The following is a 16,308-nucleotide window of genomic DNA, read 5'->3' as shown; positions in this document are numbered from 1 at the left end:
GCGGAGCAGGGGATGGAGGGCACGTGAGGCCGCTCGATCCCCGCCTCCTCCGCGTGGCGTCGGCAGCCAGGGCGCTGCTCGCCGGCACGGGCGTCATCGCGCTCGTGCAGGCCGTCGCGATCGTCGTCTTCGCCTGGTCGGCCAGCCTCGCCATCGCCATCGCGATCGGTGGCGCCGACGGCGACCTCTGGCAGCCGCTCACGATCGCGGCCGCCGCGATCGTGGCACGCAGCGCGCTCGGCTGGGTCGACCAGGCGATCGCGACCCGCGGCTCCGTGCGCGTGCGCTCGCAGCTGCGCGCTCGCGCCCTCGCGCGCATCGGCGAGACGGGCGTCGCCGATCCCGTCGTCGCCGCCACGGGCATCGGCCGGGGCCTCGACGCGCTCGACGGCTACCTCGCGGGCTTCGTGCCGCAGCTCGCGCGCACGGTCGTCGCGGTGCCGATCGTGCTCGTGGCGCTGTTCGTGCAGGATCCGTTCTCTGGCGTGGCCGCAGCGCTCTGCCTGCCGCTCATCCCGGTCTTCATGGTGCTCATCGGCCTCGCGACGCAGCGCGTGCAGCGAGCGCAGTGGCGCGAGACCGAGCGTCTCGCCGCCGCGACGCTCGACACGCTCGAGGGCCTCGCGACGCTCAAGCTCTTCCGCCGCGATCGACGCGCCCGCGCGCTCGTCGAGGCTCGCAGCGCCGAGCACGGCACGCGCACGATGTCGGTGCTGCGCATCTCGTTCCTCTCGAGCCTCGTGCTCGAGCTCGCGGGATCCATCGCGATCGCGATCGTCGCGGTGTCGGTGGGCGTGCGGCTGCTCGAGGGCGACATCCCGCTCGCCGTCGCGTTCAGCGTGCTCATCCTCGTGCCCGACGCCTTCCTGCCCGTGCGGCTCGTGGGCATCGCGTTCCACGCGTCGACCGAGGGCGTCGAGGCGACGACGCGCGTGCTCGACCTGCTCGAGCGCGAGCCGGCCGAGGCGCCGGCGGCGGCAGATGCGGATGCTGCTGCCTCGGGACTCGTGCTCTCGGGCCTGCGCGCACGCCACGGCGGCGGCGCCGTGACGGCCGTGCTGCCGCACGGCACGCTGGCGTGCCTGCATGGGCCGTCGGGCGTCGGCAAGTCGAGCGTGCTCGCGGCGCTGCTCGGGCTCGTCGACGCGCACGGCGCCGCGAGCCTCGACGGTCGCGCCGTCGCCCGTGCCGACCTGGCGTGGGCGCCGCAGCGCTCTGCGGATGCGCTCGTGTCGGGCACCGTGCGGTCGAACGTCGCGCTCGGGGGCGACGACGCCCACGTCGACGAGGCGATGGCGCTCGCAGGGGTCGACCTCGACCCCGACCTGCCCGTCGACCCCGCGACGGGCGGCGTGCACGGCGCCTCGGGTGGCCAGGTGCAGCGCGTCGTGCTCGCCCGCGCCATCCGCAGGCACCTCGACGGCGCGCCCGTGCTGCTCGTCGACGAGCCGACGTCGGCGCTCGACGCCGAGCACGAGCGGCACGTCGTGGCGAGCCTGCGCGCGCTCGCCGACGCGGGCGGCATCGTCGTGGTCGCGAGCCACCGCGCCGCGGTCGTCGCGGCAGCCGACGCCGTGGTCGAGCCCGTGGCCATCGAGGTGCCGGCCGACGCGGAGGTGCCCGCATGAGGCCCATCCGCGAGTGGAGCGTGCGCAGCGCGCGCGGCTTCGGGTACGCCGTCGCCGCCGCGACGGGGCTCGCGTCGATCGCGCTCATGGCGACGGCAGGCTGGCTGCTCGCGTCGGCGTGGGAGCAGCCGCCCATCCTGCACCTGCAGATCGCGATCGTGGGCGTGCGCGCCTTCGCCATCGGACGAGCGGCGCTGCGCTACCTCGAGCGACTCGTGTCGCACGACGCCGCCTTCCGCGACCTCACGCGCGAGCGCGTCGCCCTGTTCGATCGCCTGCGGCCCGTGCTGCCCGTCGGCGTCGGCGCGCGCTCGTCGCAGCTGCTCGCGCGCGTCGTCGCCGACGTCGACCGCCTGCAGGATCGGCCGCTGCGCGCCGTCGGCCCGCTCGTCACCGCCGGCGTCTGCGCGGTCGTGACCGTCGCGGTCGTCGCCGCGATCGACCTGGCTGCCGCGGGTGCGCTGCTCGTGGCGCTCGTCGCGAGCGGTGCGCTGGCGACGTGGCTCGCCGTGCGCGTCGCCGCCCGCGCCGAGCACGAGGTCGCGCCGCTCGCCGCCGAGCTCGACGCCGCGCTGCTCGAGGCGCTGCGCGCCCGCGACCTGCTCGTGGCGTTCGACGCGTGGGAGGCGGAGGCCGCGCGCATCCTCGCGCTCGAGCGGCGACTGGGGGAGCGCAGCCGTCGCCTCGCGATCGCCGCCGGCGCAGGGTCCGCCGTCATCGTCGCCGCGGGCGGGCTCGCGGTCGTCGCATCCGTCGCGCTGCTCGACGGCTCCGCGGTCGCCGACGGCGGCTGGCTGGCCTCCGGGCTCGTCGCCCTCGTGGCGCTCGTGCCGCTCGCGCTCTTCGAGGTGTGGGGCGCCGTGCCCGCCGCCGCGCTCGTGCTGCGGGAGTCGCGCATCCGCCGCGCCCGCGTCGATGCCGCGGTGGCCGACGTCGCGGTACCGGCCGAGGTCGGCGACGCGACGCCGCCGTCGGGCGCGCTGCGCCTGGCGGGCGTCACCGCCGCATGGCCCGGCGCCGACGCCGCGTTCGCGCCCGTCGACCTCGTGGCCGAGCCGGGCGACGTCGTGGCGATCCGCGGAGTCTCGGGCGTCGGCAAGTCGACGCTCGCGGCGGCGCTCGTGCGCTTCCTCGAGCACGAGGGCACCGCGACGGTCGGCGGCGTCGACCTGCGCAGGCTGCACCCGGATGCCGTGCGCACGTCGATCGTGCTCGTCGAGCAGCTGCCGCACCTGCTCGACACGAGCGTGCGCGAGAACCTGCGCTTCGCGCGCGAGGGCGCGACCGACGACGACCTGTGGGCGGCGCTCGACGAGGTCGGCCTCGCCGACTGGGCGCGCGGGCGCGACGGCCTCGACACCATGCCGGGCGACCGTGCCGCGCTCGTCTCCGGCGGGCAGGCGCAGCGTCTCGCGCTCGCCCGCGCGCTGCTCGCCGCCCCGCCGATCCTCGTGCTCGACGAGCCGACCGCCAACGTCGACGACGAGGTGGCGCTGCCGCTCGTGCGCCGCATGCTCGAGGCGGCGCGCGCATCCGGCCGCATCGTGCTCGTCACGAGCCACACGCCGCTGCCGGCCGACCTCGTGACCCGCACGGTCACGCTGCAGCCGGCCGTGCCCGCCTGAGCCGCGTCAGTCCATGTGGCGCGCCTCGCGGCGCACGAGCCAGCGCTTGCCGAGCCACACGACGGCGAGGAACGCGGCGATGATCGCCACGAAGAGGTACCCGGCGCCGTGGAGGCTCTCGGAGAGCTCGCGGAACGAGCCGGCGGCGAGCCAGCCGACGCTGCCGTACGCGAGCGCCCACAGGACGCACGCCGGGACGGTCCAGGCGATGAAGCGCCGGTAGCGCATGCCGCTCGCGCCCACGACGAGCGGCACGAGCGAGTGGGCGACGGGCAGGAAGCGCGACAGGAAGATCGCCGGGCCGCCGCGGCGCTGCAGGTAGCGCTCGATGCGCGCCCAGCGGTCGGCGGCGCGCGGCCAGCGGCGGCCGAGCCAGCCGTCGATGCGCGGGCCGAGCCAGCGCCCGATCGCGAACCCGAACGACTCGCCCAGCAGCGCACCCGCGATGCATGCCGCGACGAGCGCAGCCCACTGGCCGGCATCCTCGATGCCCGTCGCCGCGACGATGACGACGGTGTCGCCGGGCACGAGGAGCCCCAGCAGCACGCTCGTCTCGAGCATGATCGCGACGCCCGCGATGAGCGTGCGCAGCCACGGCTCCACCGACTGCACGACGTCGAGGAAGCTCGTGATCCAGGCGTTCAGGTCCACGTCGGTCAGCCCCACGGCCTGCGGAGCCGCTCGAGCGCGGCCTGGAACGCGTCGGCGCGAGTCGGCACGGCGACGGCCTGATGCGTGCCGTCGGCGTCGGCCCACGCCGAGACGCCGCGCACGCCGTGCAGCGCGTTGACGATCCACACCTCGGCCCCCGCGAGGGATGCGGGCGTCGCATCCTCGTCGACGACGCGGGCTCCAAGCGCGGAGGCGATGGTCGCGACCTGGCGGGCCGTGACGGAGTCGACGCGCTCGCGCGCCACGGGTGGAGCGTGCAGCACCCCGTCGCGCCACCACAGGATGGCGCTCGTCGCGCCGTCGACGACGTGCCCGTCGACGACGATCGCCGCCTCGTCGGCGCCCTCGGCGCGCGCCTGCTCGCGCAGCAGCCCGAGCGCCGTGAGGTCGGGCCCCTTCACGTCGGCCGTCGTGCGCGGATCATGGGAGGCCGTGCGCACGAGCGCGCGTCGGTGCAGCGTCGGCGCGGGCCGGACGTGCAGCACGGGGCCGTCGTGCACGTGCGGCTGCGGCCAGTCGAGCCGGGGGAACCACGCGCCCGTGCGCGGCACCGCATCCGGCACCGCGGCGGCCGCGCGAGCGGCGAGCTCGGCGTCGCCGCCCTGGCGCTCGACGGAGGCGGCGAAGCGCTCGACGTGCGTCGCCCAGCCCACGACGCCGCCGTCGACGACGAGCCACGAGTCGGCCACGAGCGGGTCGCCGGCGGGCGCGTCGACGGGGGCGAACCCTGCGCCGTCGAACGCGAGCGCACGGGTGGCGGCGGACGTCGTCGCTGCCACCCCGCTCATAGGATGCAGGGTATGGCACCAGCCCATGGGCTCCTCATGCCCTGGCTCGGCGCAGCGTCGTGGCAGGACATCCCGTACGTCGACCCCGCGGGGCTCGCGACGGCGCTCTGGGCCCTGGACGGCGGCGCACGCGACGTCGTCTGGCTCGACTCCGCGTCGGGCGGCAGGCACGTGCTCGGCGTCGGCGACGCGACGCTCGTGGTGCGCGACGGCGTCGCGACGCGCGACGGGGATCCTGTCCCGGGCGACGCCCTCGACGCCCTCGACGCGCTCGGCGCCGCGACCGCCGACGGCGGCGCGTGGGTCGGCTGGCTCGGCTACGAGGCCGGCGTGCGCCTGCTGGGTCTCGAGCCCGCGCCCTCGCCGCATCCCGACGCCGCGTGGATGCGCCTGTCGACGTGGATCGTCGTCGACGACGACACGCGCACGGCGCAGCTGCAGTCGCGGCGCGCGGCGCCCGAGCCGCTGCCCGCACCCGTGCTGCCGCCCTGGTACGGCGACGCGGCGCCGGCATCGGTGCGCTGGCGCGACGACCCCGAGGCCTACCTCGCTGCCATCGCGGCGTGCCAGCGCGCGATCCGCGACGGCGACTCCTATCTGCTGTGCCTCACGACGGCCCTCGAGACCGGCCCCATCGATCCGCTCGCCACCTACCTGCGGCTGCGCGCCACGGCCCGCGCGCACCACGGCGGACTGCTGCGCATCGCGGGCACGACCCTCGCGTCCGCGAGCCCCGAGCGCTTCCTGCGGCTCGAGGACGGCCGCGTGCAGACGAGCCCCATCAAGGGCACGAGGAGGCGGGGGACCGGCGCCGACGACGCCGTGCTCGCCGAGGAGCTGCGCACGAGCGAGAAGGAGCGCGCCGAGAACGTCATGATCGTCGACCTCTGCCGCAACGACCTGCAGCGCGTGTGCGAGCCGGGCAGCGTCGCCGTGACGAGCCTCCTCGCCGTCGAGACCTACCCGACGGTGCATCAGCTCGTCTCGACGATCGCCGGCACCGTGCGCGAGGGCGTCGGCCCCGTCGACGTGCTGCGCGCCACCTTCCCGGCGGGCTCGATGACGGGCGCGCCGAAGCGCCGCACCGTCGAGCTGCTGCAGGCGCTCGAGACGGGACCGCGCGGCATCTACTCGGGCTGCTTCGGCGCCATCACGGCCGACGCGTGCGACCTCGCCATGGTCATCCGCTCGATCGTCGCCGACGACCGCGGCGCGACGATCGGCGTCGGCGGCGGCATCACGGCCCTGTCGGTGCCCGAGGAGGAGCTCGACGAGGTCGCGCTCAAGGCCGAGGCGCTCGTGCGCGCCCTCGTGCCCCGGTCTCGCTAGCGTCGGCGGCGGCGCTCAGGCCGCGCGCGACTCCGCGTAGGCCACGAGCTCGTCGAGCTCGACCGTCCACCCCTGCGCGAGTGCGCGCAGCGACGCCCGCACCTGCGACTGCGAGCCGCCCAGCTGGAAGCCGCGCTCCTCGAAGTGCACGAGCGTGCCGCCCTCGGTGGGCTTGATCGCGAACGTCACCTGCGTCGCGTTCTGGTCGACGAATCCCTCGGACCACTCGAACGACAGGCGCTCGGCGGGCACGACGTCGAGCACGCGTGCGGCGAGCACGACCTCGCCCGTCCAGGCGAAGCGACCCTGCGCGCCGGCGACGAGCCCCTCGGGGAAGGCGGCGATGTCGCCGAGCCACTGCGCGAGGTGCTCGGGCTCCGTGATGCACGTCCAGACCGCATCCGGGGTCGCGTCGACCGTGACGATCCTCGTGACGCGATGGTCATGGAGGTCGATCGTCGCAGGCGGATTGTCGAACCCGGGCACCACGCTCCCTTCCGAGGGCTCAGTCTGCCACCGGTCCGCTGCGAGCGCACGGCAGCGCGCGCCGCGGGTCGTAGGATCGGATGCGGTGCTCGCGCGCGTCTGCGCGCGCGTCGGCACGCTGCAGGAGACCAGGAGACGACCGGTGAGCGAAGAGTACGACGTCCACGCGATGCAGGAGCGGTGGCTGCAGGAGTGGGATCGACTTCGCCCGTTCGCGACCGACGACGAGACCGACACGCGCCCGCGCAAGTACGTGCTCGACATGTTCCCGTACCCCTCCGGCGACCTGCACATGGGCCACGCCGAGTCGTACGCGTACGGCGACGTGCTCGCGCGCTACTGGCGCCAGCAGGGCTTCAACGTGCTGCACCCCATCGGCTGGGACTCCTTCGGCCTGCCCGCCGAGAACGCGGCCATCAAGCGCGGCGTCGACCCCGCCGGCTGGACGAACGCGAACATCGAGCAGCACAAGCGCTCGATGCGTCGCTACGCGACGGCGTTCGACTGGGACCGCATCCTGCACACGTCGGACCCCGGCTACTACAAGTGGAACCAGTGGCTGTTCCTCGAGCTGTTCAAGGCCGGCCTGGCCTACCGCAAGCCGGCGAACGTCAACTGGTGCCCCAACGACCAGACGGTGCTCGCGAACGAGCAGGTCATCGACGGCCACTGCGAGCGCTGCGACGCGCTCGTCGAGAAGAAGCAGCTGACGCAGTGGTTCTTCAAGATCACCGACTACGCCGACCGCCTGCTCGACGACCTCAACCAGCTCGAGGGCCGCTGGCCCGAGAAGGTGCTGCGCATGCAGCGCAACTGGATCGGCCGCTCCGAGGGCGCCGACGTCGACTTCGCGATCGAGGGTCGTGACGAGCCCGTGCGCGTGTTCACGACGCGCCCCGACACGCTGTTCGGCGTGACGTTCATGGTCGTCGCACCCGACTCCGACCTGGCGTCCGAGCTCGTCGCCGGCGCCGACGAGGCGACGCAGGCGGCGTTCGCCGAGTACCTGCAGCGCACGCAGCGCATGACCGACATCGACCGCCAGTCGACCGAGCGCGAGAAGACGGGCGTGCCGCTGGGGCGCGACGCGATCCACCCGTTCACGGGCGAGCGCATCCCGATGTGGGCAGCCGACTACGTGCTGGCCGACTACGGCCACGGCGCCGTCATGGCCGTGCCCGCGCACGATCAGCGCGACCTCGACTTCGCGCGCGTCTTCGACCTGCCGGTCAAGGTCGTCGTCGACACGAACGCTCCCGTCACGGGCGTCATGCCGATGATCCCCATCGACGACGACGGCAACGCCATCGAGCCCGAGTCGTACGAGCCCGTCGACCCCGCAGTCACCGGCGAGGCGCTCACGGGCTCCGGCCGCATGATCCAGTCGGGTCCGCTCGACGGCCTGTCGAAGCAGAACGCCATCGCCCGCGCCATCGCGATGCTCGAGGAGCGCGGCATCGGCGGCGCCGCCAAGACGTACCGCCTGCGCGACTGGCTCATCTCGCGCCAGCGCTACTGGGGCACGCCCATCCCGATCGTGCACACCGCCGACGGCGAGATGGTGCCCGTGCCGCTCGAGCAGCTGCCCGTCACGCTGCCGAGCGCAGAGGGTCTCGACCTCAAGCCCAAGGGCTCGAGCCCGCTGGGCGCCGCGACCGAGTGGATGGCCGTGCCGTCGCCGATCGACGGCAGCCCCGCGCAGCGCGACCCCGACACGATGGACACGTTCGTCGACTCGTCCTGGTACTACCTGCGCTTCCTGTCGCCGAACGACGACACGAAGGCCTTTGACCCCGCGCAGGCCGACCGCTGGGCGCCCGTCGACCGCTACGTCGGCGGCGTCGAGCACGCCATCCTGCACCTCCTCTATGCGCGCTTCATCACGAAGGTGCTGTTCGACCTCGGCCACGTCTCGTTCACCGAGCCGTTCGAGTCGCTGCTGAACCAGGGCATGGTCATCCTCGACGGCGCCAAGATGTCGAAGTCGAAGGGCAACCTCGTGACGCTGTCCGAGGAGCTCGACCGCTTCGGCGTCGACGCGATCCGCGTCACGATGTCGTTCGCGGGTCCGCCCGAGGACGACATCGACTGGAAGGACGTCAGCCCCGCCGGCGCGCAGAAGTTCCTGGCGCGCGCGTGGCGACTGTCGGGCGAGGTCAAGGCGCCGAAGGGTGCGGATGCGAAGGGCGGCGACGCCGCGCTGCGCCGCGAGACCCACAAGTTCTGGCGCGACGCTCCGGGCCTCATCGAGGCGCTGAAGTTCAACGTCGTCGTCGCGCGCCTCATGGAGCTGACGAACGCGGCCCGCAAGGCCGTCGACGGCGACGCGGGTGCGGCGGACCCAGCCGTGCGCGAGGCCGTCGAGGCCATCGCGCTCGGCCTGTCGCTCTACGCGCCGTACACGGCGGAGGACATGTGGGCGCGCCTCGGGCACGAGCCGTCGGTCGCGAACGCCGGCTGGCGCAAGGCCGATGCGACGCTGCTCGTCGAGCAGTCGACGACTGCGGTCGTGCAGGTCAACGGCAAGGTGCGCGACCGCGTCGAGGTGCCCGCCTCGATCGGCGCCGACGAGCTCGAGGCGCTCGCGCGCTCGCTGCCGGGCGTCGTGCGCTCGGTCGGCAACGGCCAGATCGTGAAGGCGATCGTGCGCGCGCCGCAGCTCGTGAACCTCGTGGTGCGCTGACCGCCTGACCTGCTGAGCTTGCGTTTTGCAGGCGATTCCGGGTCTTGAGGGGAATGTTCCCTTCAGACCCGGAATCGCCTGCGAAACGGAATCGGAGGAGCGTCATGGACGTGCCCGTCATCGCCCTCGCGCTCGGCGCGCTGCTGCTCGTCGTCGTCGCGGGGCTGCTGCTGCGCGGGCTGCGACGGCGGCCGTCCCGCGCTCGCGGGCGCATCGACGCGCTGCCGTCGACGACGCCCGTGCGGCTCACGACGCATGCGCGCGAGCGGATGGCGCAGCGCGGCGTGCTGGAGCGCGACGTCGCGCTGGTGGCGCGAGCACCGCACCGCGTCGAGGTGGATGCGGAGGAGGGCAGCGTGCGCCTCGAGCGCGACCTCGACGGCGACGTGCTCAAGGTGTGGGTCGTCGCGCCGTGGCCTCCCGCCGCCGAGGTCGTCGTGAAGTCGACGGCGTGGCAGCGCGTCGCGATCGGCCGCATCCCGCGCCACGCGATCGGCGCCGTCGTCGGCCCGCGCGGGGTGACGATCCAGGCGCTCGAGCGCTCGACGGGCGCGCGCATCGCGATCGACCGGTCGACGGGCGTCGTGCGCGCGACGGCGGGCGACCGGCGCACGGCAGAGGATGCGCTGCGCCAGGTCGAGTCGGTCGCGCGCCGCGGCTGACGCGCGCGCACGCGGCGACCGGCTGGTCGCTCCCTCACAGGCTGCCCGCATCCCCAGGCATCACGGCCGACCGCGATCCGCAGCGGCCGCGCACCTAGCGTCGCTCGGCATGGAGCAGTCCCTGCGGTGGCGCATCGGCGTCGGGGCCGCGGCCGTGCTGGTGGGCGGCGCGGTCGTGGGTGCCGTCGTGACGCAGGCGGCGGTGCCGCAGGTCGCGCCCGCCGTCGTCGAGGAGCAGGCGGTGGCGTCGGCGGCGACGATCCTCGTCGACGTGCAGGGCGCGGTCGCGCGACCAGGCGTCTACGCGCTCGCCGACGGCGCGCGGGTCGTCGACGCCATCGCCCGCGCGGGCGGCACGACCGCCGACGCCGACTCGTCGGCGCTCAACCTCGCGCAGCCGCTCACCGACGGGTCGCAGGTGCGCGTGCCGGTCGTGGGGGAGACGCCGCCCGGCGCGATCGACGCGAGCGGCCTCGTGAACGTGAACCAGGCGAGCGTCGACGAGCTCGACACGCTGCCGCGCATCGGGCCGACGCTCGCGGGCGCGATCGTCGCCTACCGCGAGGAGCACGGCCCGTTCGCGACGATCGACGATCTCGACGCCGTCTCGGGCATCGGCCCGGCGATGCTCGCGGCGCTCGAGCCGCTCGTGTCCTTCTGACGCATGCGGCTCGTCGGGTCGATCGAACCATCCATGGCGGTCCGCGGCTCCGCGGCGACGACCTCGGCGTCCTCCGCGGGAGCTCTCATCAGAAGCGACGCGACCTGAGGATCTCGTCCTTGTCGAGGCCGTACTGCTCGCAGAGCTCGTTCACGCGCCGACCGTTCTCCTTGGCTGACGAGAACATCACTAGCATGCTGATCCCACCGACGGCGAACATGGTGGCGCCGAGCCCCATGCCCCACTGGCTGGCGGTGTAGAACATCTGGTCGCTCTCCGTGATCGGGTTCTGGCTCGAGGCGAAGAAGATCACTGCCATGAAGAAGATGACCGGGCCGATGTAGAGCAGCATCGTGATGTTCATGACCCCCGAAGCAGCCTTCGGTTCCGTGAGGCGGAGCACCTCGGCTCGAGCCTGCTCGCGGGTGTACTGCACCATCTCGATCTCCTTGGATGTGCTCGGCATCGACGTCGCGCCATGGTGCGCGGCTTGTCTGACCTGAGCGACGGGCGAGGAGCGTGAGGCTCCGACAGGTCAACCATAGGGTCAGATGTGAGCAAATCTCTGGGATCCAGCCGGGATGGCAGGCTTCACGGACGCCGGAGGATCGAGATGCGGTGGTCCCCCTACGACGGTCTCGGTGTGCGAGCCGGGATGTGCGCGTAGCCGGACGGCACATGGGCCTCGGCCACGGGTGGTGCGGCGGCACTCGTCTGCACAGGCGTCTGCTGTCCACAGGTGCGAGGTCGCGTGGCTGCGTGGGGATCCAACGCTCTTACCGTCGTCTCCCATGGATCAGTTCCTGGGATGGGACGGCGTCGGCGCCGCGGGCGACGTGCGGCAGCCGACCGGCGAGGCGGGTGGCGGCGGGCGCGGTGCCTCTGATCGGGCGAGCGTCGACGACCTCGACGCCGTCTCGGGCATCGGGCCGGCGATGCTCGTGGCGCTCGAGCCGCTCGTCGCGTTCTGATCGATGCGGCTCGTCGCGTCGACGGATGCGCGCCTCGTCGTGCCCGCGGGCATCGCGTGGGCGGCGATGGCGCTCGCGTGGGGCAGCGACGCGCAGCGCATCGTGGCGCTCGCGGCCCTCGCCGTCGCGGTCGTCGGGGTCGTGCTCGCCCACCGCGTCCTGCGCATCCGTGCGGTCGCGACGCTCGTCGCCGTCGGCGCCGGTCTCGCGGGCCTGCTGCTCAGCGTGCCGACCGTCGAGCGCGACCTGGCGTCGTGCACCGAGATGACGCTCGAGCTCGGCGGCCACGCGGCGCCGATGCCGGCGCGCATCGTCGAGGCGACGTGCGGCGACGACGTCGTGCGCGACGCCCGCGTCGTCGTCGTGGTGCTCGACGCATCGGGCGACGAGGTCGCGCTCGGCGACACCGTGACGGCGACGTGCGACGCGTGGGCGGGCGACGCCGGGCCTGCGGATGCGTGGCGCCTGGCGTGCGAGGACGTCGAGCGCGTCGACCGGGCGTGGTGGGCGGGATGGTCGGCGGGCGTGCGCGAGGGGCTGCGGCAGTCGACGGCGCACCTGCCTGGCGACGGCGGCGCGCTGCTGCCGGGCCTCGCGATCGGCGACACGTCGCTCGTGTCGTCGGGGCTCGACGCCGCGATGCTGCAGGCGGGCCTGACGCACCTCACGGCGGTGTCGGGCGCGAACTGCGCCATCGTCGTGGCGCTCGCGCTGGGATGCGCGATGGCGGCGGGGCTGCGGCGCTGGCTGCGCGTCGCGGTCGCGGGCGCGGCGCTCGCGGGCTTCGTCGTGCTCGTCGGCCCCGAGCCGAGCGTCGTGCGTGCGTCGATCATGGCCGGACTCGCGCTCGTGGCGCTGCACCGCGGCGTGCGCCGCGTCGGCATCGCGCTGCTCGCCCTCGCGGTGCTCGTGGCGCTCGCCGTCGATCCGACCCTCGCCCGCTCGGCGGGCTTCGCGCTCTCCGTCCTCGCGACGGCGGGGCTGCTCGTGCACGCGCAGCCGCTCGCCGAGGCGCTCGCCCGGTGGATGCCCATGCCCGTCGCTGCAGCGATCGGCGTGCCGCTCGCCGCGCAGCTGTGGTGCCTGCCGGTGCTCGTCGTGCTCGATCCGCGCATCGCGCTCGTCGCCGTGCCCGCCAACGTGCTCGCGGCACCCGCCGCGCCCGTCGCGACGGTGCTGGGCCTCGTCGTGTGCGCCGTCGCCGTCGTGGCACCTGCGCTCGCCGCCGCGGTCGCATGGATCGCGTGGCTGCCGTCGGCGTGGATCGCGGGGCTCGCGCACGCGTCGACGCTGCTGCCCGCCGGTCCGCCCTGGCCCGCCGGATGGGCGGGCGTCGTGCTGGCCGTCGCGGTCGTCGCCGCCGTGGGTGCGGGCATCGCCGCTCGACGCATCGCTCGCGGCGCGACCGCCGCCGTGTGCGTCGTCGTGCTCGCGACCGGCACGGTGCAGGTGCCGACGCTCGTGGCCCGCGCGACGCTGCCCGACTGGTCGATCGCGCAGTGCGACGTCGGCCAGGGGGCCGCGTCGGTGCTGCGCCTCGGCGGCGCGACGGTGCTGGTCGACACGGGCCGCGAGCCCGAGCCGCTCGCCGCCTGCATGGACCTGCTCGGCATCGGCCGCCTCGACGTCGTCGTGCTGACGCACTTCGACGCCGACCACGTCGGTGGCGTCGATGCCGTCGCGGGCCGCGCCGACCTCGTCGTGCACGGCCCGCCCGACGACGACGCGCCCGCGCTGCTCGACGACCTCGCCGCGCGCGGTGCACGCCTGCACCTGGGCACCGCGGGGGAGTCGGTGCGCGTCGGCGACGGCGCCCTCGACCTGCTGTGGCCCGAGGACGCGGATGCCGAGCCGGGCAACGACGCCTCGATCGTCGTCGCTGCGGCCGTCGGCGGTCAGCGCGTGCTCGTGCTGGGCGACCTCGGGGCCGAGGCGCAACGCGCGCTGCTCGCCGACGGCGTGCCCGCAGCCGACGTCGTCGTGGTGGCGCACCACGGCTCGCCCGACCAGCACCTGCCGCTCTACGACGCCGTCGGTGCGGAGGTCGCGCTCGTGCCCGTCGGCCCGAACGACTACGGCCATCCGGCACCCGACCTCATGGCCGAGCTCGAGCGCCGCGGCATGCTCGTGCTCCGCACCGACGAGCACGGCACGATCGCCTTGGACGGCGCGGTCGCGTGGACGCAGCGGTGACCGCTACGGCATCGACAGCTCGTGCGCTGGCCAAAGCCCGGTGTTGGCGAAAGGCGCTCGGAGGTACGTCTCCGCGTCCGGAACCTGGAACCCCGAACCATCCGCGTTCATCAGCGTCGAACGCACCCCGCTGACATCCGCGATCGCACTAGTCTCCACTCCCCAGACTCTCGCTAGCGCAGGAGCGAACTCAGTGGGATTGAACTCACCTTCGAAGGGCATCGACGCAGGGGCGATGACAACACGTTGTCCTTCCACTTCCAGCACGGGGACGGAAACGTTAATCCATGACTTGCGGGTGATGTAGCAGAGTCGTGCGTAGACCTCACGGAACTGAGTGGGATGGAGCTCGATTGACCTAGCAGCCTCCAAATGTGGTGCTTGCACGCCCTCTGATCGGCCCCAATCCTGCAAGCATGCGACTACACCGATGGGGCCGAACCTGAGGGCGATCACCGGGACGGCAACATCGTCCAAGTAGTCGAACCTCAGATCAAGATCGTCGGCTACTAGGCAACGAAAGAAGTGAATGCTGGCGGGCCCGGGCTCTAGCGGTCGCCATGTCGTCGTGCCCGCCGCTGCTTGAAGGAGCAAGTGATGGAGACTGTTCGACTCCAGTGCGGCCTGGGGCACCAATCGAGGGCCATCGTGATCTGTTACGTCCAAGGGGAGGAAACTCTCGCGCACGAGAATTCCGTAATAGATCTTGCCCAACCACAGGAACAGGTCCGTGCGGTCGAGGGCTGCGAATCCGTCAAAGCCGGTTTCCGCCGCCTGCTTGACACGCTCTTCGATTGGGCTGAAGACCTGCCCGTTGCACCGCCTGCAGCAAGGGACGACGAACTGGCGGTAGGCGCGAGTCCGATCGTTCAGTTGGGTGATCTTTGCGTCCCAGAGACCGAGGCTGTGGAGCAGCCATTTCGGGAAGACGTGTTCGACGGTGCGCTCGGGAGAGCCAGGGGGGATACCTGCACCGCAAATGAAGCAGCAATCCGGTCCGAACTTTTGCACTCCGGGTGGATGCTTGGCTACTCCGTGCATGGCGTGCCTCCGGGCAGGTAAGGGCATCGCCGAGGCTACTGCGAGTTCGACGCAGCGGTGACCGCCGCCGTCACCCGTCGGCCCTACGCTGGTGGCATGCCGAGGCAGATGACGTGGGACGCCGCAGCGCCAGCACCCGTCGTGCTCGTCGCCGGCAAGGAGGAGTACCTCGCGCAGCGCGCGATCCAGCGCATCCGCTCGATCCTCGCGCACGAGGATCCGTCGCTCGAGATCAGCGACATCGAGGCCGACCAGTACGCGCCGGGCACGCTCATCCAGCTCGCGAGCCCCTCCCTGTTCGGCGAGCCGCGGCTCATCCGCGTCTCGCGCGTGCAGGCCACGAGCGACGCCTTCCTCGAGGAGGCGCTGGCGTACATCGCCGAGCCCGTGCCCGACACGACCCTCGTGCTGCGCCACGACGGCTCGAGCGTGCGTGGCAAGAAGCTGCTGGATGCGGTGAGGAAGATGCACGTCGAGGTGCCGTGCCTGCCGATCACGAAGGACGACGCGCGCATCGCCTTCGCACGCGCCGAGATCCAGGCCGAGGGTCGCACCGTGACGCAGGGCGCCCTGCGCGCGCTGGCGGGCGCGTTCGCGAAGGACCTCGCCGAGCTCGCCGCCGCGTGCAAGCAGCTCGTGCAGGACACGCAGGGCGAGATCAGCGACGAGACCGTGCGCGAGTACTACGCGGGGCACGTCGAGACGACGGCGTTCGACGTCGCCGACGCCGTCGTCGCGGGCGACGCCGCCGCGGCGCTCGTGCGCCTGCGCCACGCGATCGCGTCGGGCGCCGACCCCGTGCCGGTGGTCGCCGCGTTCGCGATGCGCTTCCGGCAGCTCGCGAAGGTGTCGACGAACCACGGCCCCGAGGGGCAGGCGGCGAAGGCGCTCGGCATGGCGCCGTGGCAGGTGCGCAACGCGCGCCGCGATCTGCAGCGCTACTCCGACGACCGGCTCGGCCGCGCCATCGCGCTCATCGCCGAGACCGACCACGCCGTCAAGGGCGCGCAGCGCAGCCCCATGCACGCGCTCGAGCGCATGGTGCGCATCCTCGCGTCCTAGCCGCTCGGCACCGAGAACGACGAAGGGCCCGTCCTCGCGGACGGGCCCTCGCGTTCGGTGCGTGCTCGATCAGAGCGCGGCGACCTGCTTCGCGAGCGACGACTTGCGGTTCGCGGCCTGGTTCTCGTGGATGACGCCCTTCGAGACGGCCTTGTCGAGCTTGCGCGTCGCCTGCTTGAGGGCGGTCTCGGCAGCGGCCTTGTCGCCGGCCGTGATCGCAGCCTTCGTGGCGCGCACGTGCGTGCGGAGCTCGCTCTTGACGGCGCGGTTGCGCTGCGTCGCCTTCTCGTTGGTGAGGATGCGCTTGATCTGCGACTTGATGTTCGCCATGGTGATTCCTTCGGTCGTGATTGCCTGTGGGGCTGGCGGCCTCGCGAGTGTGGGACTCGGCTCGGCTCGTGGCCCCGGACACGCGATCGCGAAGAGGGCGCGACGCATGGAAGCCAACAGAGGACTTTACCAGGGTCGCGGATGGTGCGCCAACGCAGGCGGGGGCGCGTCGTTCAC

15 protein-coding genes are annotated in these 16,308 nt (G+C 73.2%); 9 read left to right on the top strand and 6 right to left on the bottom strand.

Annotated elements, in window-relative coordinates; all coding sequences use genetic code 11:
• Nucleotides 1-23: 23 nt before the first annotated feature.
• A complete protein-coding gene (locus BLQ67_RS01285) occupies nt 24-1,628 on the top strand; it encodes an ABC transporter ATP-binding protein/permease (protein WP_092501741.1) in 1,605 nt (534 codons plus the stop codon).
• A complete protein-coding gene (cydC, locus tag BLQ67_RS01280) occupies nt 1,625-3,253 on the top strand; it encodes a thiol reductant ABC exporter subunit CydC (protein WP_092501739.1) in 1,629 nt (542 codons plus the stop codon). The genes BLQ67_RS01285 and cydC overlap by 4 nt, the downstream gene beginning before the upstream one ends.
• Before the next feature lie 6 nt (nt 3,254-3,259).
• Here cydC and BLQ67_RS01275 read toward each other — a convergent pair whose 3' ends face one another.
• Nucleotides 3,260-3,898 carry a DedA family protein gene (locus BLQ67_RS01275; RefSeq protein ID WP_092506710.1) on the bottom strand — a complete coding sequence of 213 codons (639 nt, stop codon included), beginning with the start codon at nt 3,896-3,898 and terminating at the stop codon, nt 3,260-3,262.
• 11 nt (nt 3,899-3,909) lie between these two features.
• Nucleotides 3,910-4,713 carry an aminotransferase class IV gene (locus BLQ67_RS01270; RefSeq protein ID WP_157674614.1) on the bottom strand — a complete coding sequence of 268 codons (804 nt, stop codon included), beginning with the start codon at nt 4,711-4,713 and terminating at the stop codon, nt 3,910-3,912.
• Between the two features lie 12 nt (nt 4,714-4,725).
• Between BLQ67_RS01270 and BLQ67_RS01265 the strand changes: the two genes are divergently transcribed.
• The gene (locus BLQ67_RS01265) at nt 4,726-6,042 is read left to right on the top strand and encodes an anthranilate synthase component I family protein (RefSeq protein ID WP_231945118.1); all 1,317 of its coding nucleotides are present in this window, start codon (nt 4,726-4,728) and stop codon (nt 6,040-6,042) included.
• Nucleotides 6,043-6,057: 15 nt separating this feature from the next.
• Here the strand turns inward: BLQ67_RS01265 and BLQ67_RS01260 are convergent, their stop codons facing one another.
• Complete coding sequence (locus tag BLQ67_RS01260) at nt 6,058-6,528, bottom strand: SRPBCC domain-containing protein (protein ID WP_157674613.1); 471 nt, start codon at nt 6,526-6,528, stop codon at nt 6,058-6,060.
• Between the two features lie 142 nt (nt 6,529-6,670).
• On the opposite strand from BLQ67_RS01260, the gene leuS reads away from it, so the two are divergent.
• From leuS to BLQ67_RS01245, 3 genes are all read left to right on the top strand, one after another.
• Nucleotides 6,671-9,211, top strand: a complete 2,541-nt coding sequence (leuS, locus tag BLQ67_RS01255; protein ID WP_331711983.1) for a leucine--tRNA ligase — start codon at nt 6,671-6,673, stop codon at nt 9,209-9,211.
• Nucleotides 9,212-9,315: 104 nt separating this feature from the next.
• The gene (locus BLQ67_RS01250; RefSeq protein ID WP_157674612.1) at nt 9,316-9,873 is read left to right on the top strand and encodes a KH domain-containing protein; all 558 of its coding nucleotides are present in this window, start codon (nt 9,316-9,318) and stop codon (nt 9,871-9,873) included.
• A 109-nt stretch (nt 9,874-9,982) separates the two neighbouring features.
• Nucleotides 9,983-10,534, top strand: coding sequence for a ComEA family DNA-binding protein (locus BLQ67_RS01245; RefSeq protein ID WP_197674620.1), 552 nt, complete (start codon nt 9,983-9,985; stop codon nt 10,532-10,534).
• A gap of 88 nt (nt 10,535-10,622) precedes the next feature.
• On the opposite strand, the gene BLQ67_RS01240 is transcribed toward BLQ67_RS01245, so the two are convergent.
• Complete coding sequence (locus tag BLQ67_RS01240; RefSeq protein ID WP_157674611.1) at nt 10,623-10,973, bottom strand: hypothetical protein; 351 nt, start codon at nt 10,971-10,973, stop codon at nt 10,623-10,625.
• A gap of 352 nt (nt 10,974-11,325) precedes the next feature.
• Between BLQ67_RS01240 and BLQ67_RS01235 the strand changes: the two genes are divergently transcribed.
• Entirely contained in the window at nt 11,326-11,505 is a 180-nt protein-coding gene (locus BLQ67_RS01235; RefSeq protein WP_092501730.1) for a hypothetical protein, read from the top strand.
• Between the two features lie 3 nt (nt 11,506-11,508).
• Nucleotides 11,509-13,698, top strand: a complete 2,190-nt coding sequence (locus BLQ67_RS01230; protein WP_092501728.1) for a ComEC/Rec2 family competence protein — start codon at nt 11,509-11,511, stop codon at nt 13,696-13,698.
• Nucleotides 13,699-13,701: 3 nt separating this feature from the next.
• Here BLQ67_RS01230 and BLQ67_RS01225 read toward each other — a convergent pair whose 3' ends face one another.
• A complete protein-coding gene (locus BLQ67_RS01225; protein ID WP_092501725.1) occupies nt 13,702-14,709 on the bottom strand; it encodes a hypothetical protein in 1,008 nt (335 codons plus the stop codon).
• Between the two features lie 126 nt (nt 14,710-14,835).
• On the opposite strand from BLQ67_RS01225, the gene holA reads away from it, so the two are divergent.
• Nucleotides 14,836-15,801 (top strand): DNA polymerase III subunit delta, encoded by a 966-nt coding sequence (holA, locus tag BLQ67_RS01220; RefSeq protein ID WP_092501723.1) that lies wholly within the window; start codon nt 14,836-14,838, stop codon nt 15,799-15,801.
• Between the two features lie 69 nt (nt 15,802-15,870).
• Here the strand turns inward: holA and rpsT are convergent, their stop codons facing one another.
• Nucleotides 15,871-16,131: a 30S ribosomal protein S20 gene (rpsT, locus tag BLQ67_RS01215; protein WP_092501721.1), complete on the bottom strand. Its 261-nt coding sequence runs from the start codon at nt 16,129-16,131 to the stop codon at nt 15,871-15,873.
• Nucleotides 16,132-16,308 lie beyond the last annotated feature (177 nt).

Origin of the sequence: Agrococcus jejuensis (genome assembly GCF_900099705.1) — a bacterium.
In the GTDB taxonomy this organism is placed as follows: Bacteria; Actinomycetota; Actinomycetes; order Actinomycetales; family Microbacteriaceae; genus Agrococcus; species Agrococcus jejuensis.
Note: the sequence above shows the minus strand (reverse complement) of the source record. Positions and strands in the feature narration are given on the sequence as shown.

Coding starts and splice junctions, on each gene's coding strand:
- BLQ67_RS01245 (WP_197674620.1), top strand. CDS start 9,983: ATGGAGCAGTCCCTGCGGTGGCGCATCGGCGTCGGGGCCGCGGCCGTG.
- BLQ67_RS01240 (WP_157674611.1), bottom strand. CDS start 10,973: ATGGTGCAGTACACCCGCGAGCAGGCTCGAGCCGAGGTGCTCCGCCTC.
- rpsT (WP_092501721.1), bottom strand. CDS start 16,131: ATGGCGAACATCAAGTCGCAGATCAAGCGCATCCTCACCAACGAGAAG.
- BLQ67_RS01265 (WP_231945118.1), top strand. CDS start 4,726: ATGGCACCAGCCCATGGGCTCCTCATGCCCTGGCTCGGCGCAGCGTCG.
- BLQ67_RS01230 (WP_092501728.1), top strand. CDS start 11,509: ATGCGGCTCGTCGCGTCGACGGATGCGCGCCTCGTCGTGCCCGCGGGC.
- BLQ67_RS01270 (WP_157674614.1), bottom strand. CDS start 4,713: ATGAGCGGGGTGGCAGCGACGACGTCCGCCGCCACCCGTGCGCTCGCG.
- holA (WP_092501723.1), top strand. CDS start 14,836: ATGCCGAGGCAGATGACGTGGGACGCCGCAGCGCCAGCACCCGTCGTG.
- BLQ67_RS01235 (WP_092501730.1), top strand. CDS start 11,326: ATGGATCAGTTCCTGGGATGGGACGGCGTCGGCGCCGCGGGCGACGTG.
- cydC (WP_092501739.1), top strand. CDS start 1,625: ATGAGGCCCATCCGCGAGTGGAGCGTGCGCAGCGCGCGCGGCTTCGGG.
- BLQ67_RS01250 (WP_157674612.1), top strand. CDS start 9,316: ATGGACGTGCCCGTCATCGCCCTCGCGCTCGGCGCGCTGCTGCTCGTC.